At 75.1% G+C, this 21,930-nt stretch carries 24 protein-coding genes; 8 read left to right on the top strand and 16 right to left on the bottom strand.

What is annotated here, in order from left to right; translation table 11 throughout:
* Nucleotides 1-64 precede the first annotated feature (64 nt).
* The 4 genes from FMM08_RS05550 (at nucleotide 65) to FMM08_RS05535 (ending at nucleotide 4,192) form a co-directional block, all read left to right on the top strand.
* Entirely contained in the window at nucleotides 65-1,375 is a 1,311-nt protein-coding gene (locus FMM08_RS05550) for an ABC transporter substrate-binding protein (protein WP_147925386.1), read from the top strand.
* Nucleotides 1,372-2,325 (top strand): carbohydrate ABC transporter permease, encoded by a 954-nt coding sequence (locus tag FMM08_RS05545; RefSeq protein ID WP_147925385.1) that lies wholly within the window; start codon nucleotides 1,372-1,374, stop codon nucleotides 2,323-2,325. Before FMM08_RS05550 ends, FMM08_RS05545 begins: the two co-directional genes overlap by 4 nt.
* Nucleotides 2,325-3,251 carry a carbohydrate ABC transporter permease gene (locus tag FMM08_RS05540; RefSeq protein WP_147925384.1) on the top strand — a complete coding sequence of 309 codons (927 nt, stop codon included), beginning with the start codon at nucleotides 2,325-2,327 and terminating at the stop codon, nucleotides 3,249-3,251. The genes FMM08_RS05545 and FMM08_RS05540 overlap by 1 nt, the downstream gene beginning before the upstream one ends.
* Before the next feature lie 62 nt (nucleotides 3,252-3,313).
* A complete protein-coding gene (locus tag FMM08_RS05535) occupies nucleotides 3,314-4,192 on the top strand; it encodes a phytanoyl-CoA dioxygenase family protein (RefSeq protein WP_147925383.1) in 879 nt (292 codons plus the stop codon).
* 101 nt (nucleotides 4,193-4,293) lie between these two features.
* Here FMM08_RS05535 and FMM08_RS05530 read toward each other — a convergent pair whose 3' ends face one another.
* The 3 genes from FMM08_RS05530 to FMM08_RS05520 all read right to left on the bottom strand — a co-directional run bounded on the left by FMM08_RS05530 (nucleotide 4,294) and on the right by FMM08_RS05520 (nucleotide 6,780).
* The gene (locus FMM08_RS05530; protein WP_147925382.1) at nucleotides 4,294-5,214 is read right to left on the bottom strand and encodes a VOC family protein; all 921 of its coding nucleotides are present in this window, start codon (nucleotides 5,212-5,214) and stop codon (nucleotides 4,294-4,296) included.
* Between the two features lie 166 nt (nucleotides 5,215-5,380).
* The gene (locus tag FMM08_RS05525) at nucleotides 5,381-6,109 is read right to left on the bottom strand and encodes an SDR family oxidoreductase (RefSeq protein ID WP_147925381.1); all 729 of its coding nucleotides are present in this window, start codon (nucleotides 6,107-6,109) and stop codon (nucleotides 5,381-5,383) included.
* Nucleotides 6,109-6,780 carry an alpha/beta hydrolase gene (locus FMM08_RS05520; protein WP_147925380.1) on the bottom strand — a complete coding sequence of 224 codons (672 nt, stop codon included), beginning with the start codon at nucleotides 6,778-6,780 and terminating at the stop codon, nucleotides 6,109-6,111. Before FMM08_RS05520 ends, FMM08_RS05525 begins: the two co-directional genes overlap by 1 nt.
* A 96-nt stretch (nucleotides 6,781-6,876) precedes the next feature.
* Here FMM08_RS05520 and FMM08_RS05515 point away from each other — a divergent pair, with 96 nt between their 5' ends.
* Nucleotides 6,877-7,398, top strand: coding sequence for a MarR family winged helix-turn-helix transcriptional regulator (locus FMM08_RS05515; protein WP_147925379.1), 522 nt, complete (start codon nucleotides 6,877-6,879; stop codon nucleotides 7,396-7,398).
* 4 nt (nucleotides 7,399-7,402) lie between these two features.
* Here FMM08_RS05515 and FMM08_RS05510 read toward each other — a convergent pair whose 3' ends face one another.
* The 10 genes from FMM08_RS05510 to FMM08_RS22875 form a co-directional block, all read right to left on the bottom strand.
* Entirely contained in the window at nucleotides 7,403-8,683 is a 1,281-nt protein-coding gene (locus FMM08_RS05510) for a heparan-alpha-glucosaminide N-acetyltransferase domain-containing protein (RefSeq protein ID WP_147925378.1), read from the bottom strand.
* Between the two features lie 138 nt (nucleotides 8,684-8,821).
* Nucleotides 8,822-10,036: an NHL repeat-containing protein gene (locus FMM08_RS05505; RefSeq protein WP_147925377.1), complete on the bottom strand. Its 1,215-nt coding sequence runs from the start codon at nucleotides 10,034-10,036 to the stop codon at nucleotides 8,822-8,824.
* Nucleotides 10,037-10,154: 118 nt separating this feature from the next.
* A complete protein-coding gene (locus FMM08_RS05500; RefSeq protein WP_147925376.1) occupies nucleotides 10,155-10,835 on the bottom strand; it encodes a 2'-5' RNA ligase family protein in 681 nt (226 codons plus the stop codon).
* A gap of 8 nt (nucleotides 10,836-10,843) precedes the next feature.
* Nucleotides 10,844-12,241: an extracellular solute-binding protein gene (locus FMM08_RS05495; protein WP_147925375.1), complete on the bottom strand. Its 1,398-nt coding sequence runs from the start codon at nucleotides 12,239-12,241 to the stop codon at nucleotides 10,844-10,846.
* Nucleotides 12,242-12,310: 69 nt separating this feature from the next.
* Nucleotides 12,311-13,159 carry a carbohydrate ABC transporter permease gene (locus tag FMM08_RS05490; protein WP_147925374.1) on the bottom strand — a complete coding sequence of 283 codons (849 nt, stop codon included), beginning with the start codon at nucleotides 13,157-13,159 and terminating at the stop codon, nucleotides 12,311-12,313.
* Nucleotides 13,159-13,977 (bottom strand): carbohydrate ABC transporter permease, encoded by an 819-nt coding sequence (locus tag FMM08_RS05485; protein WP_187279568.1) that lies wholly within the window; start codon nucleotides 13,975-13,977, stop codon nucleotides 13,159-13,161. Before FMM08_RS05485 ends, FMM08_RS05490 begins: the two co-directional genes overlap by 1 nt.
* Nucleotides 13,978-14,137: 160 nt before the next feature.
* Nucleotides 14,138-15,196: a LacI family DNA-binding transcriptional regulator gene (locus tag FMM08_RS05480; protein WP_147925372.1), complete on the bottom strand. Its 1,059-nt coding sequence runs from the start codon at nucleotides 15,194-15,196 to the stop codon at nucleotides 14,138-14,140.
* Nucleotides 15,189-15,821, bottom strand: a complete 633-nt coding sequence (locus tag FMM08_RS05475; RefSeq protein ID WP_147925371.1) for an HAD-IA family hydrolase — start codon at nucleotides 15,819-15,821, stop codon at nucleotides 15,189-15,191. Before FMM08_RS05475 ends, FMM08_RS05480 begins: the two co-directional genes overlap by 8 nt.
* 92 nt (nucleotides 15,822-15,913) lie before the next feature.
* Nucleotides 15,914-16,759, bottom strand: a complete 846-nt coding sequence (locus tag FMM08_RS22880; RefSeq protein WP_187279567.1) for a HEAT repeat domain-containing protein — start codon at nucleotides 16,757-16,759, stop codon at nucleotides 15,914-15,916.
* Nucleotides 16,760-16,995: 236 nt separating this feature from the next.
* A complete protein-coding gene (locus tag FMM08_RS22875; RefSeq protein ID WP_187279566.1) occupies nucleotides 16,996-17,508 on the bottom strand; it encodes a hypothetical protein in 513 nt (170 codons plus the stop codon).
* Between the two features lie 145 nt (nucleotides 17,509-17,653).
* Between FMM08_RS22875 and FMM08_RS05465 the strand changes: the two genes are divergently transcribed.
* Complete coding sequence (locus tag FMM08_RS05465) at nucleotides 17,654-18,331, top strand: NUDIX hydrolase N-terminal domain-containing protein (protein WP_255472086.1); 678 nt, start codon at nucleotides 17,654-17,656, stop codon at nucleotides 18,329-18,331.
* An 87-nt stretch (nucleotides 18,332-18,418) separates the two neighbouring features.
* Nucleotides 18,419-18,850 carry an NUDIX hydrolase gene (locus FMM08_RS05455; protein ID WP_147925369.1) on the top strand — a complete coding sequence of 144 codons (432 nt, stop codon included), beginning with the start codon at nucleotides 18,419-18,421 and terminating at the stop codon, nucleotides 18,848-18,850.
* 36 nt (nucleotides 18,851-18,886) lie between these two features.
* Here the strand turns inward: FMM08_RS05455 and FMM08_RS05450 are convergent, their stop codons facing one another.
* From FMM08_RS05450 to FMM08_RS05440, 3 genes are read right to left on the bottom strand one after another with little or no spacing between them, the layout of a single operon-like run.
* The gene (locus FMM08_RS05450; RefSeq protein WP_147925368.1) at nucleotides 18,887-19,486 is read right to left on the bottom strand and encodes a hypothetical protein; all 600 of its coding nucleotides are present in this window, start codon (nucleotides 19,484-19,486) and stop codon (nucleotides 18,887-18,889) included.
* Nucleotides 19,476-19,850 carry a hypothetical protein gene (locus tag FMM08_RS05445; protein WP_147925367.1) on the bottom strand — a complete coding sequence of 125 codons (375 nt, stop codon included), beginning with the start codon at nucleotides 19,848-19,850 and terminating at the stop codon, nucleotides 19,476-19,478. Before FMM08_RS05445 ends, FMM08_RS05450 begins: the two co-directional genes overlap by 11 nt.
* 46 nt (nucleotides 19,851-19,896) lie before the next feature.
* A complete protein-coding gene (locus FMM08_RS05440) occupies nucleotides 19,897-20,754 on the bottom strand; it encodes an oxidoreductase (protein WP_147925366.1) in 858 nt (285 codons plus the stop codon).
* A gap of 108 nt (nucleotides 20,755-20,862) precedes the next feature.
* Between FMM08_RS05440 and FMM08_RS05435 the strand changes: the two genes are divergently transcribed.
* A complete protein-coding gene (locus FMM08_RS05435; RefSeq protein ID WP_147925365.1) occupies nucleotides 20,863-21,792 on the top strand; it encodes a hypothetical protein in 930 nt (309 codons plus the stop codon).
* Nucleotides 21,793-21,930: the final 138 nt, after the last annotated feature.

Genomic DNA, 21,930 nt, shown 5'->3' with positions numbered 1-21,930 from the left:
GCGGCCCACCGGCCCCGCCCCACCCGCACGGCGCTCGAGGTGCCCCTGACGACAGGGGAGCCCCGTGAGAACCACCGCCCCACCCCTCGCCCACTCCCCCGGACGGCGCGCGCCGTCGCGCCGGCAGGTCCTCTCGTACGCGCTCGCCGGCCTCGGAGCGGCGGCCGCCACCAGCGCGTGCTCACCCTCGGCGCCCACCGGCCCGCGGGACTTCACGTTCTGGTCCTTCACGGGCATCGGGCAGAAGGCCGACGTCGAGCGGTACATGAGCGCCAACCCCGGCGTCACCATCAAGCTCACCGAGGTCGGCAGCTCCCAGGAGACCGCGCAGGCGCTCACCACCGCCATCGCCGGCGGCAAGGTGCCCGACCTCGCGCTCGTGCAGGCCGCCGACCTGCCCAAGTTCGCCCTGTCCCCCGACAACTTCGTCGACTACCGGCGCCTCGGCGGCGACGACGTCGGCGCGCCCTACCTCGACTGGGTCATCGCCCAGGCGACCACCCGGGGCGGCCAGGTGATCGGCATCCCCACCGACGTCGGCGGCCTGGCCGTCGCCTACCGCAAGGACCTCTTCGCCGCGGCGGGCCTGCCCACCGACCGCGACGAGGTCAGCGCGCTGTGGCCGGACTGGCCGAGCTTCATCGAGACGGGCCGCCGCTACACCGAGGCCACGGGGAACGCGTTCGTGGACAACGCCGCGACGTCGGTCTTCTACCAGGCGCTCGGGCAGGTCAGCGAGCAGTTCTACGACGCCGACGGCGGGTACGCCTACACCAACCCGCAGGTCAGGCAGGCGTTCGACTGGTCCCTCGACGCGCTGGCGGCGGGCATCTCCGCCCGGGTCGACTCCTTCGGCAGCGCCTGGAACGCGGGCATCGGCCGCGGCGCGTTCGCCGTCACCTGCTCCCCCAGCTGGATGCTCGGCACCATCAAGTCCCAGGCGCCCGACCTGGAGGGCCAGTGGGACCTCGCCACCATCCCCAACGGCATCGGCAACTGGGGCGGCAGCTACCTCGCCATCCCCGCCGCGGCCGAGCGCAAGGAGGCCGCCTGGGAGTACGTGCGCAGCGTGCAGTCGCCGGCGTCCCAGCTGCAGCACTTCGTCGACGCCGGCTCGCTGCCCACCACCCCGGAGAACTACTCCGAGCCCGAGCTGGCGGACTTCACCGACCCCTACTTCTCGAACGCACCCACCGGCGCGATCTTCACGAAGGCGGTGCTCGACATCACCCCGTTCCCCGTCGGCCGGTACACGGCCGAGATCGGCACCGAGCTGCAGAACGCCATCAAGGCGGTCGAGCTCAGCGCCGCCGACCCGGCGCAGGCGTGGGCCAAGGGCGTGCGCAACGTCGAGATCGTGGTGGGTGACCTGTGAGCGCCACCCTCACCCCGCAGGCCGGCCGCGCCACCCGCGGGACGACCGCCACCAAGCCCGTCGAGAGCCGCTGGGAGCGCCTGGCGCCCTACGGCTACGTCGCGCCGTTCTACCTGCTCTTCGCCGTCTTCGGGCTGTTCCCGCTGGTGTTCACCTTCGTGGTGGCGCTGTTCGACTGGAACCCCATCGGCGACCGCACGTTCGTGGGGCTGGACAACTTCGTCCGGCTCGGCGAGGACCCGAGGTTCTGGAACGCGCTGCGCAACACCTTCAGCATCTGGATCCTGTCGACGGTCCCGCAGCTGGTCATCGCGCTCGTGCTGGCGCAGGTGCTCAACAAGGCCCGGCTGCGGTTCGCCAGCTTCTGGCGGATGTCGATGCTCGTCCCGTACATCACCTCGGTGGCGGCGACGACGATCGTCTTCGCGCAGCTCTTCGACCGCGACTACGGCCTGCTGAACTTCTTCATCGGCCTGCTCGGCTTCGAGCACGTCGACTTCAAGAACACCGTGCTGGGCAGCCACGTGCTCATCGCCGTCATGGTGACCTGGCGCTGGTTCGGGTACACGACGCTGCTGTACCTGGCGTCGCTGCAGGCGGTGCCGCGCGACCTGTACGAGGCCGCCTCCGTGGACGGCGCTGGCGAGGTCAAGCAGTTCTTCAACATCACGCTGCCCTCGCTGCGCCCGGTGATCATCTTCACGGTCATCACCTCGACCATCGGCGGGCTGCAGATCTTCACCGAGCCGCTGCTGCTGCAGCCCACCTCGGGCACCACCTGCGGCGCCGAGCGGCAGTGCCAGACCCTCTCCCTGTTCCAGTTCGAGCAGGGCTTCGGGGTCTTCAACTTCGGCTACGGCTCCGCGATCGGCGTGGCCCTGTTCGCCATCATCGTGGTGGTCGCGCTGATCAACTACCTGCTGTCCAGCCGTGTGGGGAGGCGTGCCTGATGGCCCAGCTCGTGGACGCTCCGGACCGCTCGTCGGCCGCCGGGCGGTCGAAGGGCCCAGGACGACGACGGGAGCCGCGCCTGGACCGGGTGCCGCGCGGGCGCCAGGTGGGGCGGGTGCGCTGGTACACCTACGCCGTCCTCACCCTCGCCGTGCTGGCGTGCCTGTTCCCGCTGTACTGGATGTTCGTGGTGGCCTCCGCCGGCACCGAGGCCGCCGCCGAGATGCCCCCGCGCGTCGTGCCCGGTGGGCGGCTGCTCGTGGTGACGCAGCTGGTCTTCGACACCATCCCCTTCCTGCGGTCGCTGTTCAACAGCCTCGTGGTGGCCGGGCTGATCGCCGTCGGGCAGGCGTTCCTGTGCGCGCTGGCGGGGTTCGCCTTCGCCAAGCTGGCCTTCAAGGGGCGCGACGCGCTGTTCCTGCTGCTGGTGCTGACGATGACCGTGCCGGCGTCGCTGTCGGTCATCCCGCAGTACATGATCATCGCGCAGCTGGGGTGGGTCGACTCGCTGCAGGCGCTCGTCGTCCCCGGGCTCGTCAGCGCCTTCGGCATCTTCTGGATGCGCCAGCACATCTCGGCCACCATCGACGACCAGCTGCTGCAGGCCGCCCGCGTGGACGGCGCCAGCAGCTGGCAGATCTTCTCGAAGATCGCCTTCCCCATCGTGAGGCCCGCGGCGTTCGTGCTGGGGCTGCTCGGCTTCGTCAACGCCTGGAACGACTTCCTGTGGCCGTTCATCGTGCTGAAGTCGCCGGAGGTCTACACCGCGCAGATCGCCATCAAGGCCCTGCAGTCCAACCTCACGGTCGACCTGGGCCTGGCGATGGCCGGCTCGTTCCTCGTGACCGTGCCCCTGCTCGTGCTGTTCGCGTTCTTCGGCCGCCAGATGGTGTCCGGGATCATGGACGGCGCGTTCAAGGGCTGACCCCGCACCCGTCGCTGCAGCACCGCGGCGGCCCCGCAGACGCACCACCACGGAGCACCACCATGAGCGAGAACGCACCGCTGTCGGCGGAGCAGGTCGAGCAGTTCCTGGCCACCGGCGTCGTCGTCGTCGAGGGCGCCTTCGACCCCTCCACCCAGCCCCCGGGCTGGGTGGACCGGGGGTGGGAACGGCTCGGCGTGGACCCGGACGACCCGGCGACCTGGACGCGGCCGCGCGTGCACCTGCCCACCGAGCAGCGCGTCGACGCGGCGCAGCTGGCCCCGCGCGCCCACGCGGCGGCGCTGCAGCTGCTCGGGCACACCGGGGCCGACCCGCGGGTGGACCTGCCCTGGGAGTGGGGCGACGGGTTCATCGCCAACCTCGGGGTGGGCGCGGACCGGCCGTTCGACCCCCCGTCACCGCAGGTGCCCGGATGGCACAAGGACGGCGACTTCTTCCGGCACTTCCTCGACTCCCCCGAGCAGGGGCTGCTGACGATCGTGCTGTGGACCGACGTGCTGTCCACGGGCGGCGGCACGTTCGTGGCGACCGACTCGGTCGGGGTGGTGGCGCGCCACCTCGCCGAGCACCCCGAGGGGCTCCTGCCGACCGAGCTGCAGGAGACGCCGCTCATCAGCAGGTGCCGCGAGTTCACCGAGGTGACGGGGAAGGCTGGTGACGTGGTGCTCATGCACCCCTTCACGCTGCACGCGACGTCGCAGAACGTGCTGCGCGCGCAGCGGCTCATCACCAACCCGCCGATCGCGCTGGCGGAGCCGATGCGCTTCGACCGCCCTTCTGACGGCACGGGGGCCAGCGCGGGCGGGCACTCCCCCGTCGAGCGGGCCGTGCTGCGCGGGCTCGGCGTGGACTCGTACGCGTTCGCACCGACCGCGCCGCGCGAGGCCGTGGTCCCCGAGCGCCTGCGCCGCGCCTCCTGAGCGAGGCGCCCACCCTGCGGCGCCGTCTCCCCACCGGCACGGGGCGCCCCCGTGCCAGTGGGTCTGGCACAGGGGCGCCCCGTGCCAACGGGGACCGGTGGTCAGGCGGCGGCGCTGACCTCCAGGAGGCTCTTCCACGGGTCCTCGAAGCGCAGCGTGCGGCCGTCGTCGCGGACGTCGACCCGGGCGGCGCGCAGCCTGTCGGCCAGGGCGTCGAGGTCGGAGCGCGCCGGCAGCACGAGCGAGACCTGCCCCAGCCCGAGGGTCGCGGCGCGGGCACCGGCGCCGCGGCTCGACCAGGTGTTCATGGCCATGTGGTGGTGGTAGCCGCCGGCGGCGACGAACAGCGCGCCGTGCCACTCCGCGGTCACCTCGAAGCCGAGGGTGTCGACGTAGAAGGCGCGGGCGACCTCGACGTCTCCGACCTTGAGGTGCACGTGGCCGACCTCGGCGTCGCTGCGCGCGGGCTGGTCGAGGGGTGCGGAGACGTGCTCGCGCAGGAACGCGTCGGGGTCGAGCGGCGCGTTGTCCATGACCACCTGGCCGGCCTTCCAGTCCCACTGCTCGCGCGGGCGGTCCCAGTACAGCTCGATGCCGTTGTCCTCGGGGTCGGTGAAGTAGAAGGCGTTCGACACGAGGTGGTCGGCGGAGCCGACGTAGCGCGAGCGGGGGTGCTGCGCGGCGCGGGCCACGGCGTCGGCGAGGCCGGCGCGGTCGGGGAAGAGCAGCGCGGTGTGGAACAGCCCGGCCTCGCCCCGCTTCGGCGCGGGCAGTCCCGGCGTGTGGACGAGGACGACGAGCGGCGTGCCGCCCCGCCCGAGCACGGCGTGCTGCGCGCCCGCTGCGCCCGGGGTCGCGAGGTCGACGGCGGTCCGGGCGACCGCTCCGTCCAGCTCCACCAGGCCGAGGGCGTCGCGGTAGTAGGCGGTCGTGCCGGGCAGGTCAGCCACGTGCAGGGTGACGGCGTCCATGGTGGTGGCGCCGGGCAGGAGCAGCTCGCTGGTGCTGGACGGGGTGGTCATGGCGGGTCCTCCGGGACGTCGAGCAGTGGTGGAGGTGCTGGTGACTCCCATGATCACGACGGGTGCTGCTGGTGGCTCGCACGATCACGGACGGTCTCCTGACCGTGGTCGTGGGAGCTGCCGGCACCACCGGACGTGATCCGGGACGTCACCAGCACCTGGCGGGTCAGAGCAGGCCGAGGGTGGCTCCGCCGTCGACGGCCACGGCGGTGCCGTTGACGAAGGCGGCGGGCTCGGAGCAGAGGAAGGCGACGACCTTCCCGAAGTCCTCTGGCGTCCCGGTGCGCGCGCCAGCGGGGACGCCGCGCTCGAGGAGCCGGTCGGTGGCGTGCAGGCCGGGCGCGGCGATGTTGATGGTCACGCCGCTGGCGGCGACGTCGGCGGCGGCCGTCTTGGTCCACGCCCACAGCGCGGTGCGCGCGGTGTTGGACAGGGCCAGGTCGCGGATGGGCTGCTTGACGCTGGCCGACGCGATGAAGACGACCCGCCCCCAGCCGCGCTCGGTCATGTGCGGCACGGCCGCGCGGGCCAGCCGGATCGACGCCAGGGCGTTGGCCTGGAAGGCGGCGAGCAGCGCGTCGTCGTCGACGTCCAGAGCACGCCCGGTGGGCGGACCTCCGGCGTTGCCGACCACGGCGTCGAGGCGCCCCCACCGCTCGAGCGCGGCGGCCACGAGCCGGGACGGCAGCGCGGGGTCGGTCATGTCGCCGGGCACCGCGAGCGCCTCGCCGCCGGAGGCGGCGACCTCGTCCACCAGCCCGTCGAGCAGGTCGGCGGAGCGGGCGGAGACGAGCACCCGCGCACCCTCGCCGGCGAGGGCCAGCGCGCTGGAGCGGCCGAGGCCCTTGGAGGCGGCGGTGACGACGGCGACGCGGCCTGAGAGTCCGAGGTCCATCAGGCGAGCCTGCCGGTCCGCTGTGCGGTGAGCACGTCTGCCACCCAGCGGTGCAGGGCGACGACGACGTCGGCCGTCAGGCCGTGGCCGCCGGGCGTGCGCACGGCGGTGAGGTCGGCGCCGGAGGTCTCGTGGAGGTAGGTCCAGGTGCGGCGCTGGAGCTCGGGCGGGATCACGGTGTCGGCGTCGCCCTGGGCCACGAACACCGGCACGCCGGCGAGGTGGCCGGGCGTGGTGGGCACTCCGGCGTCGAACGGCAGGGTGGCGAAGAGGGTGGCGAGCCCGGCGTAGCGCGCGGGGTCGGCGAGGAGGGCGCCACCGGCGAAGGTCGCTCCCCCGCTGAACCCGACGAGGAGCACCGGGCGCGGGCGCTCGACGTCGAGGGGCGCCTCGGCGTCGAGCCAGGTGCGGAACCAGGCGGTCGAGGCGGTGAGGGAGCCGGGCAGCGGGCGGCCGATGCCGGCGTTGGCGAACCACGCGTAGCCGCCCCCCTCGGCGATCGGGGCGCGCAGGGCGACGTACTCAGGGCCGCCCTCACCGGAGGGCAGGTGGTCAGCCAGGCCGACGAGGTCGGCCTCGGTGGCGCCGCGACCGTGCAGCAGCACGACGAGCGGCGCGGCTCCGGCGCCTGCGGCACCGCAGGCGCCGCGGCGCAGGACGACGGGCTCCACTGATGACCCTCCTCAGTAGTTGTCGCTTCAACTTCCTGCTGAGACCGTAGCACTCGGAAGTTGTCCCTACAACCATCCGTGCCGCACCATGGGGGTGTGGACGTCCCCTGGCTCGACCAGACCCAGCTCGCCGCGTGGGTGCGCGTGGCGGCACTGCTCGAGGTGCTGCCCGGCACCCTGGACAGCCAGCTGAGGCGCGACGCCGACGTCACGCTCTTCGAGTACTTCGTCCTCGCGATGCTCTCCGAGGCCCCCGGGCGCGCCCTGCGCATGAGCGAGCTGGCGGCCCAGACCAGCGCCACCCTGCCCCGCCTGTCGCACGTGGTGAAGCGCATGGAGTCCCGCGGCCTCGTGGAACGCCGACCGGACGCCGACGACCGGCGCGCCACCGTGGCCGAGCTCACCGACGGCGGACTCGAGCGGATCGAGCAGGCGGCACCTGGTCACGTGCGCGCGGTGCGCGAGCACGTCGTCGACGTCCTGAGCCCTGCGCAGCTGGCCCAGCTCACCGGCATCGCCGACGCGCTGCTGCGGAACCTCGACAGCGGCGGCGGGATGGCGGCGATGTACCGCCGCTACGACGACGCGGACGACGACGGCGAGGCGGGCGGCGCCTGAGGCATCAGGCGCGCAGGTACCAGCGGCGCCGGTGCAGCAGGACTGCGAGCAGCCACCAGGCCGCCAGCAGCGCGGCGCTGAGCCCGATCTGCGGGCTCCCCAGCCACGCCAGGCGGTCCGCCAGCGACTGGGCGTGGCTGGGCTCGATCGCCGGGTCGGCGCGCAGCGGGCGCAGCAGGAGGACGGCGGCGAGCACCTCGCTGCCCACGTAGACCAGCAGGCTGTTGCGCCCCAGCGCCACGAACGGCTCGCGGAGCGCTCGGAGGGCGCCCGCCGCCACGGCCGCCGCCGCTGGACCTCGCGCTCGCCGTTGCTCGACCCACGGCGCGTCGACGAGGAGGTGCACCACCGCGACCAGCGCGATGACGAGTGCGGCGACGGACAGGCCGAAGGGAGCCGTCCACAGCCGCTTCACGGGTGGCACCCACAGGGAGGCGGCCCGCCCGGCCCCCGCCAGCACCGCGGCGACCACCACCAGCCGCGCCGCAGCGGGCACCACTCCCGACCCCACCAGTCCCGCCGCGGCCAGTCCCCGGCCGACCAGTCCCCCACCGACCGGCCCGGCGGCGGGGGGTTCCCCCGGGGCCTGGTCGTCGGGGGTGGCCCGACGACCGCGCAGGGCGTGGGCCGCAGCCACTCCGGCGGCCGCGGTGACGCAGGCGCCCAGCACCGCGACGAGGCCCTCGGGATCGTGCCCGGCGTCCATCTGCCAGTACAGGTGCCGCGCCGGCAGCAGGGCGGTGTCGAGACCCAGGGAGGGGTTGCACGCGGGAGCCAGCTCACCGCCCGGGCACGCGGCGGCCCAGCGGGCGAGCAGCCAGGTGTGGCCGGCCGCGAAGGCCAGCGCCACGGCGGTCCACGCCACCCACCCCCGCACCACGAGGTGGACCAGGCTGATGACCAGCGTCACCAGCGCGAACACCTGCAGGACCCCGGTCCACCGCAGCTGGTCGAGGTCGACGGTCCCCAGGCGGGCCCACTGCACCGCGGCGTTGTAGACCAGCCCGGCAGCCAGCAGCACCAGCACCCGCCGGGGCAGTCGCGACAGCTGCACGCCCCGGGAGCAGGCGAACCCCAGGCCCACGCCCATCAGCAGGACGAAGGACGGGAAGACGAGGTCCAGGGGGTGCGCGCCGGCCCACGGGGCGTGGTCGAACCAGGCGGGCGGCTCCACCAGGCTCCCGCTGACCACGATCACCACCAGGAGCAGCCCCCGCACGACGTCGACCGCTGCGACCCGCTGCCGCGCCGCGGGCTGGGGCGCCGCAGGCTCCGGAGTGCTCATGCGGGCTCCTGGCGTGGTCGGCGGCGTGGTCGGCGGCGTGGTCGTCGGCGTGGTCGTCGGCGTGCTGGGCGTCCAGCATGCGCACCGGCCGTCGCTGACCGACCCGCGACTCGCGGGAGGGCCCGGGCCAGGAGCCGCTCACGAGCCGCTCCTGGACGTGGACGGCCAGGCTCCCAGGTCTCGCCAGACCCAGCCGTCAGCGCTGCTGCGGGTGGCTCCCCCGTCCTCCTCGTACGCCTGGGTGCCGCCCCAGACGACGAGGTCGTCGCCGGCCCAGGCGACCGTGCTCGCCGTGGTCCGGTCCGCTCCCGGCGGGTCGGGCACCCGCAGCCAGCCGGCGTCGCCGTCGCCGTCGTCGAGCAGGTAGGCACCGCGCCAGGTGTGGAGCAGCACGCGCCCCGAGGCGCTGAGCTCCAGCCCGCCGCTCGTGCGGTCGGGCAGCTGCACCACGTCGGTGCTCTCCCCCGTGGTGACGTCGAGGGCGCCGACCCGGTCCTGGTCCTGGAGCAGGAGGCGCCGCCCGTCCCACGCGAGCTCGCGGGGCCCGTCGGCACGGTCGGCGACCGAGCGCCAGGTCGAGGTGGCCGGGTCGAAGGCGACCGCGCGCCAGGTGCCCTCACCGGTCTCCGAGGCGCCGTCCGTGGCGACGAGCGCGACCACCTCGCTCCCCGTCCACGCGGTGCGCACGCTCTCGGCGCCCGGCGGGTCGTACGGCCAGGGCACCGCCGTCGCGGTCCCGGTGGCAGGGTCGACGACCTGCGCCACGAGCTGCCCGTCCACGCCGGAGGCTGCGCCCCCGCAGTCCCATCCGACCGCGACCAGGCGGTCACCGGTCCAGACGGGGTCGGAGTAGACGAGCGCGGGTCCGGCGTCGAAGGGGGCACGGGTGAGCGTGCCCGCAGCCAGGTCCGGCGTGAACCGCTGCGAGCGGGTGAACAGGGACTCCCCCGACCACACCGCGCCGTCGCCGTCCTGCGACAGGCCGGTCTCGGCGCCGGTCGGATCCACGAGGTGGGTCCAGGCGTCGGTGGCCGGGTCCCACGCGGCGCCGTCGTCGAACCGGGTCGGCTCGACGCCGGCGCAGCTGGCGCCAGGCGGGCAGGGCGGCTGCTGCTCGTCGCTCCGGTGCCCGCCGAGCAGCAGCAGCCGCTCACCCGTGCACGCGGTCAGCGCCCCGCCGCGCGGCTCCAGGGGAGCCGCGCTCATCGCCTCCCACTCCCCCGCGGACGCCGGCACCGGCGCCACGGTCGAGGACGGCAGCGGCTCCTCGACCGGACCACGGCCGCGGGCCCCGCACCCCGTCGTCAGCAGGGCCACGAGGACGACGGCGGCAGCCGCGCTCCGGGTGCTCACGCCCCCACGACGCGCGGGGCCTCGCGGCCGTTGCAGCCCCTGGTCCACCGACGGGCGGTCAGCCCCCGCCCACGGCGCGAGGCCGGTCGACGTCCTCAGGTGCTCCACCGGTCCCTCATCACGGGCGGGCCAGGCGCCAGGTGCGCAGGTGCTCCCAGGTGAGGGAGCGCCACCAGCGGCCCGACCAGTCGTCACTGGCGGTGCGGTACAGCGCCACGCGATCCGCCACCACCGCCCCCGGCAGGTCGAGCGGCAGGCCCCGCAGGAAATCGCCCACCTCCTCGCGCAGGTCGGCGCGGTCGTGCAGGTCGTGGGAGGCGAGCGAGAGGTGCGCGTGCCAGGTCTCGTGGTGCACGTCGTTGCTGGGCGGGCTGGAGGCCGGCCGGCGCAGCGGCGTGACGGCAGCCTCCACGGCGTCCGCGAGCGCCACGAGCTCGGGGTTGGGCGAACCGTCCGGCAGCAGGTGCCAGTCGACGACCCACCCCGCCCCCAGGCGCTGCACCCCGCTGCTGTGCACGCGCACGGCGGGCCGGGAGGACAGCGCGGCGTCGAGCACCTCGACGGCCCGCGCCTCGTCGAGGCCCCAGTGCTGGCTGCCCACCAGCGTCACGTGCGGCGGGAACGCCCCGGCGGACAGCAGCCCGTACTGGGCGCGCACCGCCGTGGTGGCGGTGGTGACGGCGAGGGCGGTGCGCGGATCGGGCATGAGGTAGACGCCGTAGCGGTACGGGTCGCCCTCCGACCGGCTCCAGCGCAGGTGCTCGGTCGCGATGGCCGGCGTCGTCGTCGTGGTCGTCATGTCCGGGCTCACTTCCCCGCCTGGGCGCGGTAGTCGGTGATGTTCCTCGTGGCGTCGGCCTCGGCCTTGGCGAGCGCGGCGGCCAGGTCGCCCTGGCCGTTGATGGCCTGGGAGAGGTCCGCGACGACGGTCTTGCGCACGGTGGGCAGCGCGCCGGTGAGGCAGCCGGCGGTCGCGGGGACCACCGGGGCCTCCGCCAGCTCCTTCGCGGCGACGGCCGCGACCGGGTTGGCCGCGAGGTAGCTCTGCTCGGTGCTGCTGGAGGCGACCTGCGTGTTGACGGGCACGTAGCCGGAGGCCTGGGAGAACTCCTCCTGGACCTCCGCGGAGCTGAGGTAGCTGATGAAGGTCCACGCGGCCGCCTGCTGCGCCTCGGAGTGCCCCTGGCCGCTGACCCACAGGGCCGCACCGCCGATGAGCGGCCCGCTGGAGGCCGCGGGGCCGCTGAGCGGCAGCGGCACGGCGGTGACGTCCTTCATGCCGGCCTTCACCAGACCGCTGTACGCGCCGGAGGAGTTGAACATCATGGCCGCCTGGCCGGAGGCGAAGGCGTTGAGCAGGGCGTTGTCGTCGGAGCCGGTGCTCAGGGAGACGCCGTCGCGCGCGAGGCCGGCCACGGTGGCGAAGGCCTGCTGCTGCGCGGGGCCGGTGAGCGAGAGCGCCGTGGCACCGCCGCCGCTGCGCCCGTTGTCGGGGGTGCAGTACGGCTCGCCGGCCGCGGCGGTCATCTGCTCGTACCACCAGCCGCCGGCCTGGGGCAGCGCGAAGCCCTTGACCCCTGGCAGCGCAGCAGCGACCTTGCGGGCGGCTGCGTCCAGGCCGTCCGTCGTGCCGAGGGTGGAGGTGTCGACGCCTGCCTTCGCGAGCAGGTCGGTGTTGACGTAGAGGAGCGGCACCGAGGTGTTGAAGGGGACGGCGAGGAGCGTGCCGTCGGCGGTGTAGTAGTTGCGAGCCGCCGGGGAGAGGTGCTCGAGGTCGAGGCTGCCGGGGTTGGCCTTCGCGAGGTCGCCGGCGGGCACGGTCTGGCCGAGGTCGTGCATGAAGCCGGTGGAGATGTCGTTGGTGAGCATGACGTCGGGGGTGCTGCCGTCGCGGGCGGCTGCCGTGTACTTGGTGAGGGCGTCGTCGTAGGAGCCCTGGAAGACGGCGTCCACGGTGATGTGCTGCGGGTTGGTGGCGTTGAACTCGCTCACGACCTTCGCGAAGGCGTCTCCGGGGGCTCCGCCCAAGCCGTGCCAGAGCGTGATCGTCACCGGCCCGGCGGAGGCGAGGGCGCTGGTGCTGACGGCGCCGGGCGTGCTGGCGCTGCTGCTGCAGGCACCGGTCAGCGCCGTGGCGCCGAGGGCGATGGCCACCACGACGGCACGACGGCGAGGGCGGGGGCTGCGACGCGAGGGAGCGGGCATGACGGACCTCCAAGGGCGGTGGTGTGGGGTGCGGAGACGTGCGGGGGACGCGCTGGGTGCGCGGGGAGCTCAGGAGGAGCGGGCGGCCAGGCCGTTGACGAGGAAGCGCTGGCCGAGGAGCACCAGCAGCAGCGTCGGTGCGAGGACGAGGAGCGTTCCGGCGTAGACGACGCCGGGGGTGGAGGACTCGCTGGCCACGAGCTGGGCGAGCCCGACCTGCACGGTGCGGTTCTGCGGCGAGTCGGTGATCAGCAGCGGCCAGAAGTAGCCGTTCCAGGCGGCCAGCGCCGACCAGAGCGCGGCGGTGACCAGCTGCGGTCGCGCCATCGGGAGGATGACGCTGACGAGGGTGCGCAGGTGGCCGGCGCCGTCGAGCGAGGCCGCCTCCCACACCTCCCGGGGCAGGTCGGAGAACGCCTGGCGCAGCAGGAAGACCGGGTAGGCGGCGGCCAGGAAGGGCAGGGCGACGGCGATGACGGTGTCGCGCAGGCCCAGCCCGGACACCAGCTCGTAGTTGGGCAGCACCGTGGTCTCGCCAGGGATGGCCAGGGTGCCGATGAGCAGCGCGAAGACGAGGCGGCGGCCCTTCCAGGCCGGGAAGACCAGGGCGTAGGCGGCCATCGCACCGAGCACCACCTGGCAGGTGGCCTGGATCGCGGTGACGGCCACGCTGGTGAGGTACTGCCGGCCCAGCGGGATGCTCGCCAGCGCCTCGCGGACGTTGGCCAGCGTGAGGTGGCGCGGGTCGGGCAGCAGGCGACCAGCGGCGATGTCGGCCGGCGTGAGGAGCGCGGTGGCGACGGTCAGGTACACCGGACCCGCGACGACGACGACGAGCACCGCCAGGCCCGTCCACCGCAGGGCGGAGTCGAGCGGCCGGGGCCGCAGGAGGGCGCGTGACGTCGAGGGGCCGGTCATCAGCGCTCCCTGCCCAGGCGCATCTGCGCGGCGCTGACCAGCCCGACCAGCACGAGCAGCAGCAGCCCCAGCGCGGAGGCGACGCCGTACTGGGGCAGGCCGCCGCCGAAGGCGCGCTGGTAGAGCTCGTAGACCAGCGTGTGCGTGGAGCTGCCCGGTCCGCCGCCGGTGAGCACGGCCACCTGCGTGAAGACCTGCAACCCGGAGATGGTCTGCGTGACCACCACGAAGAGGATGCTCGGCCGCAGCGCCGGAAGGACGATCGCCAGGTTGCTGCGCCACTCCCCCGCGCCGTCGAGCGCTGCGGCCTCCAGCGGGGCCGGGTCGAGCTGGCTGACGGCCGCGAGCACGACGAGGAAGGCGAAGCCGAACTCGTACCAGGCGGTGGTGACCGAGACGCTGGCCACGGCCCAGGCGGGTTCGGTGAGCCAGCCCGGTCCGCTCACCCCGGCCGCGGCGAGGAGGCGGTCGGCGATGCCGCTGGAGGGCGCCAGCAGCCCGGCGAAGGTGGCCGAGGCTGCGGCTGCGGAGTAGGCGAAGGGCAGCGACAGGACGAGGGAGACCGCGCCGCGGGCGCGCGCGGCGGCTCGGCGCAGCAGGAGGGCCGCGAGCACCGCGGCCGAGGTGGCGAGCGCCGTGGAGGCCGCGGCCATGACGACGGTGGTGAGGAGCACGGAGCGCAGGGCGGGGTCGAGCACCAGCTGCGCGACGTTGTCGAGGCCGACGAAGCGCGTGGGACGGCCCAGGAGGTCGGACCCGTGGAGGCTGAGCCAGGCGCTGCGCAGCACCGGCCAGTAGGCGAAGACGAGCAGGAGCACCAGCGCTGGCGCGACGAGCGCTGGTCCTGACCGGCGTCCTGGGCAAGTGAAGGGAACGTTCCCTGTCATGCAGGGAACGTTCCCAGTGCCAGATGTCCCTCGTCAAGAGATCGGGTGAACGGCTGGTGTCAGGTGGCGGACGAGCCGGGTGCGGGCGAGATCAGGCGGGGGTCGACGCGGTGCGCCCGACCACCAGCTCGCCGGCCAGGGCGGTGGCGCCGCGGCCGTCGACCCGCCCCTGCACGAGACCGACGAGGGAGTCGACGGCCATCCGCGCGATGGTGGGCAGCGGCTGGCGCCACGTGGTGAGCCCGAGGAACGGGCTGGCCAGCTCCCCGAAGCCGTCGTACCCGGTCACCGACAGGTCACCGGGGGCCTCCAGGCCGCGCACGCGCAGCGCCTCGAGGGCTCGCAGGGCCAACCGGTCCGAGGGCAGCACGAGCGCCGTGGCGCCGGCGTCGAGCGCGGCCGCGACCACGGCGTCGACGTCCTCGTGGGTGGTCCGCCAGAAGTCGTGCACCGGCAGGCGCACCACGTCCGCACCGAGCTCTGTGAGGTGGTCGGCCGCCGCACGACTGCGAGGAGAGAGCGTGAGGGACAGGTCCGGGGAGTGGACGAGCACCGCCACGCGGCGGTGCCCGAGCGCGTGCACGTGCTCCGCGACGCCCCGGCCGCCACCCGCCTCGTCGCAGAAGACGCTGCCGCAGGCGTCGCTGACGAGCGGCCGGCCGGCCACCACGGTCGGCACCTTGGCGGCCACCTCCTCGACGTCCCGCTCAGGGAGCAGGCCGCTGCAGATGACCAGCCCCTCCACCCGCAGCCCGGTCATGACGTCGAGGGCCCGACGCTCGTCGGCCACGGAGAAGCGCCCCGACCCGGTGGCGGTCACCACGCGGTAGCCGAGCTCGGCGGCGCGGTCCTGCATGAGCGTGAGCAGGTGGCCGTAGAACGGGGTGGAGGCGTCGCGCACGAAGGCGCCGAGCGCTCCTGTGCGCCGGGCGACCATCGCCTGCGCCATGGTGTTGGGCACGTAGCCGAGCTCGCCGGCGGCGTGCAGCACGCGTTCGCGCGTCGCCGCCGCCACGCCCGGGGCCTGGGTGAGCACCCGGGACACCACCGACTTGGAGACCCCGGCCCGCGCCGCGACGTCGAGGATGGTCGCCGGCCTGGCCGAGGCGCGCTCGACCTCGCCCCGCCCCTCGGCCTGCCGGTCAGCCATCGAGCACTCCCAGCCGCACCAGCTGGGCGCGCGCCTCGTCGGCGCCGGTCCACAGGTGCGCGCGCCAGCCGCGGGCCCGCGCCGCCTCGACGTTGACCGGCCTGTCGTCGAAGAAGGCGAGCTGGTCACCGGGCAGGTCGAGCGCCTGCTCGACGGCGGCGTAGACGGCCGGTCCGGGCTTGGCGGCGCGCAGCTCGGCGGAGAACAGCAGCGCCTCGAAGGGCTCCGACCACTCCGACGCCCTCACCACGCCGGCCAGCGACGCGGGGGCGTTGGACAGCACCGCCAACCTGACAGCTCCCCTGGCCGCCACCTGCGAGACCTCGGCGAGCAGGTCGGCGGAGCGGGGGGCGAGGGCGCCCCAGCGACGGGCGTCGAGGTCGTCCAGCTCGGCGGCGCGCGCACCGACGAGGTCCAGACCGAGCGCCTCGCCCACGGCCCGCCAGTAGTCGGCCAGGGCGCCACCGCGGTCGTAGGCCTCTCGCGGCCCCCAGTACGCGGGGCCCACCGCGTCGACGGGGAGGCCGAGCGCCTCGGCGACCTGGGGGACGGCGCCCTCAGGGGCGGACAGCACACCGCCGATGTCGAACACCACGGCCTGGACAGCAGATCGGGAACGTTCCACACGAGGACTCTAGCGAGCGCCGCACCGCCCGAGGGCGCTCGCGCGCCCGACCGAGCGCGGGTGCCCGCCACGGTCTCCGGGCGGTCGTGCGGTCACCCGATCGGCAGGGCGGCAGCGAGCTGGCCGAGCGCGGAGCGCTCCCTCAGGTGCTCCAGCGCGGCCGCGTCGCCGTGCAGCCGCGCCGCCACCTCCTCCAGCGCCTGGCGGGCGCGGTGCGGGGCCACGTCGAGCACCGCGTCGAGCTGCTCCCACGCGGCCACCGCACGGCCGGCGGGGCGGGCGTGCGCGCGGGCCCGGCACAGGTCGGCCACACCGTCGAGCAGGTCGTCCCCCACGCCGTCGGGGTCTGTCAGCCGCACCACGGCCTCGACCACGTCGAGGTCGGCCGGGTCGGCGTCCTCGTCCGCGAGCCACGCCTCGGCGTGGGTGCGCACCGCCTCGTGCAGCGAGGGGTCCCCCAGCGCGCCAGCGGCCTCCAGCACCAGGCGCGACGCCGGCCCCTCGGCCCCGGCCAGAGCGACGTCGACCGCGGCCAGCGCCCGCGGGTCGCGGCGGTGCGCCAGGCCGAGCAGCGCCTCGTCGCGCACGTCGGCGTCGGCGTCGTGCAGCCGGGCGGCCAGGGCGTCGCACAGACCCGGGACGTCGTGGTCTCGCCACATGGTGGCCAGGGCGAAGCAGGCGGCCTCACGGGCGCGGGCGTCGTCGTCGCCGGTGAGGCGGGCGAGGGCGCTGACGAGCTCGGGCGCGGGCCCGGCGGGGCCGTGGGGCAGGAGCGGCAGGCGCTGGGCCAGGGCGGCGCGCACCGCCGGGTGGGGGTGCTCGGTGAGGGCGACGAGCACGGCGAGCGAGCCGTCCGCGCTGGGGCGCAGGGTGCGCAGGAGCGCCTCGAGCGGCCTCCCCGGGACGACGTCGGCCAGGGTCAGCTCAGGCGCAAGCACATCCCCATCGTCTCGTGAGCACCACCCGTCACAGCCGTTCGCCACGCTGGGTGACCGCCACGGAGTGTGACGAGCAGCAGGACTGCTCCCGGCGCGGTCGGCGTCCCGCCGAGCATGCAGAAGTGCCCGACAGCACCCCCCAGGGGCACCTGAGCCGGGTCCTGCACGTCCGGCGGGACAGCCGCGCCCACGGGAGCTGTGACGCCGGACGGGCAGAAGTCCGCGGTGGGCCCGGATCAGGGGACGTCGGAGGGGTTCTGCACGTCGGGCGTCACACGACGCAGCAGCCGGCGCAGCTCGCGGTGGCCGTGGCGCACCACGAGCAGCGCCACCGGCACCTCCACGCACGCGCACACCACCGACCAGACGCGGTCGGAGCCCTCGGTGCTGATCGACAGGTCGAACCAGGCGTCGGCCAGCATGAGCACCCCGGCGGCGCAGGCCCACAGCGCGGCGCTGGGCCAGCGGCGCCAGGTGCTCAGCGCGGTCACGGCCAGCACCACCGCCAGCGCCGCGTCGAGGCCCTGCCAGGTGCCGACCCAGTCGGTGGTCGTGTAGTCGGCAGGCAGGGTCGCGCCCAGGTAGACCACCCACGGCACCAGGGACACCGCACCGACGGCCGCGAGCACGGCGACCGGAGGGGCCCAGTCGCGGGACGGCCTGTGCCTCGTGGACGCGGCTGCAGGAGCCGGGTCGACGGCCGGCTCCTCGACCGGCGCCACGACGGGGATGCCAGCGGTCGCGGTCACGGGGCGCCTCCTGCGGTGTCCTGGCGGGCGAGCCTGTCCGTCCGTCCTCCGCACGGTGCACGCACCGGCTCTCCGCACGCCCGGCGCCGGCTGTGCGACGGCTGTGGACCTCACAGCCCGTGCGGACAGCCGTACGGTGGCCGGCGTGGACGGCGGAGCGACCAGCAGCGAGGCACCCAGCGACCCGACGACCAGCGCGGCGGAGCGGGTGCGCAGGGTGGCGGTGGAGCTGGCGGCCCTCGCCCAGGACGGCGCGACCTTCGCGCAGGACCGCTACGACCAGGTGCGCTACGCGCAGGCCAGCCGTCTGGCCGCCGAGCTCTTCGCCGTCCTGACGGCCCGGCCCGCGGACGACCTGCACGCCGAGCTCGGGCGCGACAGCGGGTACGCCACCCCCAAGGTGGACGTGCGCGGCGTGCTCTTCGACGACGACGAGCGCGTGCTGCTCATGCAGGAGCGCTCGGACGGCAGGTGGTGCCCTCCCGGCGGCTGGGCCGACCCGCTGGACACCCCGCGCACCGCGGTGCTGCGCGAGGTCCGCGAGGAGAGCGGCTACGCCGCCGAGGTGGTCAAGCTCTTCGCCTGCTGGGAGCGCGACGTCCAGGGGCACGTCCCGCCGCTGCCGGTGGCCGTGTTCAAGCTGTTCTTCCTGTGCCGGGCCACCGGGGACGTCAGGCCGGCGCAGGAGCTGGAGACCCTCGACGTGGGCTGGTTCTCCCTCGACGCGCTGCCGCCGCTGTCGGCGGCGCGCGTGACCGAGCGCCAGCTGCGGCGGGCGCTCGAGCACCACCGCGACCCCTCCCTGCCGGTCGACCTGGACTGACCGGGCTGACCGGGCTGACCGGGCTGACCGGGCTGACCGGGCTGACCGGGCTGACCGGGCCGGTCACTGCCGTTCTAGCGTCCATCCGTGGACACCCGGGTCGCCGCGTACGCCGTCGTCGTCGCCGAGCACGAGGGGCGGCCGTGCATGCTGCTGGCGCACTGGAACGAGCACGGGCGCTCGGGGTGGACGCTGCCCGGGGGCGGCATCGACCCCGGGGAGGACCTGGCGGACGCCGCGGTGCGCGAGGTGCTCGAGGAGAACGGGTACGCGGCGGAGCTCGAGGCGCTCCTCGGCGTGGACTCCGCGGTGGTGGCGCCGGAGCACCGAGTGGGCGCGGACCGCGGGCCGATGCACGCGCTGCGGATCGTCTACCGCGCGCGGGTGGTCGGCGGGGCGCTCCGCGACGAGGTCGGCGGCAGCACCGACCGCGCTGCGTGGGTGCCCCTGAAGGACGTCGGAGCGCTCGACCGGGTCGAGCTCGTGGACGCCGGCAGGCGGTTCGCCGGTCTGCTCTGAGCCGGGCTCCCGAGGAGACCGGTCCGGCGGGAGCGCTCAGGCCGGCGGGGCGCCCCTGCGGCTCGACGCGCGGAACGGACCGTCGAGCGGACCGTCGTCGAGGGGCTCGGTCTGGGCGTCCAGGTCGGGTCCGGCGGCCGGGGCGGACCGGTCAGCCGAGCCGCTCTCGTCGTCGACGTCCTGGACGGGGTCGGTGGCCGAGCGGCGGCGGGCCGGGTCGTCGAGGGGCAGGCCGCGGGCGGCGGCGAGCGCGCGGACGGCGTCGGCGTCCATCCCGCGCAGCAGGAGCAGGCGGTGGCCCTCGGACAGGACCAGTGCGCTGGACCTGTCGTAGGGGCCCTGGACGCGCAGGCGCTCCACCTGGTCCCAGGTGATGAGGCGGCCCCAGCGAGTGCCGGTGCCCACGCGCAGGCCGTCTCGCTCCACCCGCGTGCCGAGCCGGCGGGGCGCCAGCTGCACGGCCAGCAGGGCGCCGGTCAGGCCCGCCCAGGCGAGCGCCAGCCAGAGGCGGCCCTCCACGGCGTGCACGAGGAGGTTGTACGTGCCGAACGCCACGACCGCCCAGCGCAGCCCTCGGGCACCGCGGCCCTGGCGCACGAGGTGCTCGACGGGCTGCCCGGACCCCTCAGCGGGCATCGCTCTCCCCCGCGTGCCGGCGGACCTCCTCCGAGCCGCCGCCGAAGCCCGCGGGCCCTCGCAGGTCGATCTCGAGGTCAGCGTCCGCCTCGCCGCGCCGCTGGGCGAGGGCCCCCGCGGAGCGCACCAGGGGCCAGACGGCCCCGACCAGCGCCAGCACCGCCACCACCACGCCCACGAGCGTCAGGTCCACCCAGAGCTGCCAGCGCTCCTGGGCGTGGACGGCGAAGTCGGAGCCGCCCCCGCCGGCGCGCTGGAGGGTCGTCCAGTTGACGTGCCAGTTGACCGCCGCCAGCAGGGCGACCAGCGACCAGAGGAGGGCGAGCACCAGGACGACGCGCGCCACCCGGTTGATCGCCACCACCCCACGATCGTAAGCCGTGGCGACCCCCCGCCGGCGCCGCCCGAGGTCAGCCCGCGCTGCCCTCTGCGCCGTCCTGGGCGCGGACGTCCGTGCTGGTCGAGACCGCGGCCCACGACTCCAGCTCGCGGCGCCGGGCCTCGTTGGTCTTCCGCGCCGCGTCGAGGGCGTCGCTGCCGAGCAGGAGCATCGCCGGAGGCTCGGGAGACCTGACGGCGTCGATGATGGCGCGGGCGGCGAGCGCCGGGTCTCCCAGCTGCGTGCCGTGGACCCTGTCGTTCTCCTTGCGGCGGGCGTCGACGGTCTCGGCGTAGTCGTCGATGACGGTGGAGGTGCCGGTGAGGGACCTGCCCGCGAAGTCGGTGCGGAAGCCGCCGGGCTCCACGCACACCGCGCAGATCCCCAGCGGCGCCAGCTCCGCGCGCAGCGAGCCGGTGATGCCCTCCAGCGCCAGCTTGGTCGCCGCGTAGTAGCCCGAGCCGGGCGGGCAGAGCTGGGCGCCGATGGAGGAGATGTTCACGACGGCGCCGCTGCGGCGGGCGCGCATGCCGGGGAGCACCGCCTTGGTCATCGCGACGGCGCCGTGCACGTTGGTGTCGAAGAGGGCGCGCACGGCGTCGTCCTCGCCCTCCTCGACGGCGGAGCGGTAGCCGTAGCCGGCGTTGTTGACCAGGACGTCCACGGCGCCGAAGCGCTCGACGGCCGCCTGCACGGCCGCCTGCACCTGCGCGCCGTCGGTGACGTCCAGGGGCAGCGCGAGGGCGGTGTCCGGGTGCGCGTCCGCGAGGTCGCTGACGGTCTGCGGGTCCCGGGCGGTGACGACGGCGTTCCAGCCGCGCTCGAGGACGGCGGTGGCCAGGGCGCGCCCGAGGCCGCTGGAGCAGCCGGTGATGAGCCAGGTGGTCATGACCCCATCCTGCGCGGTGCGGGCGGCCCCGGCCCGCGGGCGTCCGCCGACCGGTCGCAGCCCCGTCGCCGGGTGGCGACGGGAGATCGGTCGTCCGAGACTGGATCGATGGCTGAGAACACCGCCGGGCCCTCCCGCACGCCCGAGAACACCGACCGCCACCAGGGCGGCACCACCGCCGCCGCCTCGGACAAGGCCTCCGGCCACGCTGACTTCACGCGCGTCGCCCTGGAGCGCGCAGCCCGCGCCGCGCACGACGCCGGCGACCAGCGCGAGGCCCTCGCCCGCAAGGTCGACGAGGCGAAGCAGGTCCGCAAGGCCGCCAAGGCCGTCCGCCGCGCCGCCCGCGCGCAGCTGGCGCTGGCCGACCGCGACGTCGTCACCGCGCGCAAGGGGGTGGAGGCGCTGGAGAAGCAGCTGAAGATCGCCGCGAAGCACGCCGACGCGGTGGGCGAGGACGCCGAGAGGGCCGAGCGCGACCACAACGACGCGCTGAAGACCGCGTCCAAGAAGGCCAGGAAGTCGAAGGAGTCCCGCGACCAGCGGGAGCGGCTGGCGCACGGCGAGGACGCAGCCCGCGCCGAGGGCGGGCGCCAGGCGGAGGCCAGCGCCGCTGGGGGGACCACCGCGGACGCCGGCGCCACCCGCACCGCCGGCCGCAGGGGCGGTGTGGCGGCCAAGGCCGCTGACGTCGCGGAGAAGGCCACCGACCGCATCGCGGACGCCGCCAACGACCTGGAGCAGAAGGCGGACGACGCCGCGGCTCGCACCCAGGGCTCGGCCCGCGGCCGCCGCTCCAGCGGCTCGAGCAGCGCGTCGGGCGGCGCGTCGGGCAGCGCGTCGGGCGGCGCGTCGGGCAGCGCGTCGGGCACGTCGCCCCGCACGCCCGCCCGCCGCGCCGCCCGCGCGCGCACCGCTGCTGCAGCCGGTGGCGACGCCGGCTCCAGCCCCACGACCGACCCCGCGGGGTCCTCCGGCGAGCAGCAGCGCGACGGGTCCTTCGACGTCGACGCGCAGACCTCGCCGTCGAACGCCTGATCCCTGCACCTGGACCACCCGCCGCAGCGCGGCGCAGCGGCCCCGCAGCCCTTCGGCTGCGGGCCGCTGCCTCGTCCAGACGCCTCCCAGCCGGCTCCCCGGCAGCCGCGGGCGTCCGGTTCCGGCGCGTCGCGGGCC

It is taken from the genome of Quadrisphaera setariae (assembly GCF_008041935.1).
GTDB lineage: Bacteria > Actinomycetota > Actinomycetes > Actinomycetales > Quadrisphaeraceae > Quadrisphaera > Quadrisphaera setariae.
This window is presented reverse-complemented; position numbering and strand designations above follow the sequence as displayed.

Coding starts and splice junctions, on each gene's coding strand:
- FMM08_RS05540 (WP_147925384.1), top strand. CDS start 2,325: ATGGCCCAGCTCGTGGACGCTCCGGACCGCTCGTCGGCCGCCGGGCGG.
- FMM08_RS05535 (WP_147925383.1), top strand. CDS start 3,314: ATGAGCGAGAACGCACCGCTGTCGGCGGAGCAGGTCGAGCAGTTCCTG.
- FMM08_RS05530 (WP_147925382.1), bottom strand. CDS start 5,214: ATGACCACCCCGTCCAGCACCAGCGAGCTGCTCCTGCCCGGCGCCACC.
- FMM08_RS05525 (WP_147925381.1), bottom strand. CDS start 6,109: ATGGACCTCGGACTCTCAGGCCGCGTCGCCGTCGTCACCGCCGCCTCC.
- FMM08_RS05510 (WP_147925378.1), bottom strand. CDS start 8,683: ATGAGCACTCCGGAGCCTGCGGCGCCCCAGCCCGCGGCGCGGCAGCGG.
- FMM08_RS05500 (WP_147925376.1), bottom strand. CDS start 10,835: ATGACGACCACGACGACGACGCCGGCCATCGCGACCGAGCACCTGCGC.
- FMM08_RS05495 (WP_147925375.1), bottom strand. CDS start 12,241: ATGCCCGCTCCCTCGCGTCGCAGCCCCCGCCCTCGCCGTCGTGCCGTC.
- FMM08_RS05490 (WP_147925374.1), bottom strand. CDS start 13,159: ATGACCGGCCCCTCGACGTCACGCGCCCTCCTGCGGCCCCGGCCGCTC.
- FMM08_RS05480 (WP_147925372.1), bottom strand. CDS start 15,196: ATGGCTGACCGGCAGGCCGAGGGGCGGGGCGAGGTCGAGCGCGCCTCG.
- FMM08_RS05450 (WP_147925368.1), bottom strand. CDS start 19,486: ATGCCCGCTGAGGGGTCCGGGCAGCCCGTCGAGCACCTCGTGCGCCAG.
- FMM08_RS05440 (WP_147925366.1), bottom strand. CDS start 20,754: ATGACCACCTGGCTCATCACCGGCTGCTCCAGCGGCCTCGGGCGCGCC.
- FMM08_RS05435 (WP_147925365.1), top strand. CDS start 20,863: ATGGCTGAGAACACCGCCGGGCCCTCCCGCACGCCCGAGAACACCGAC.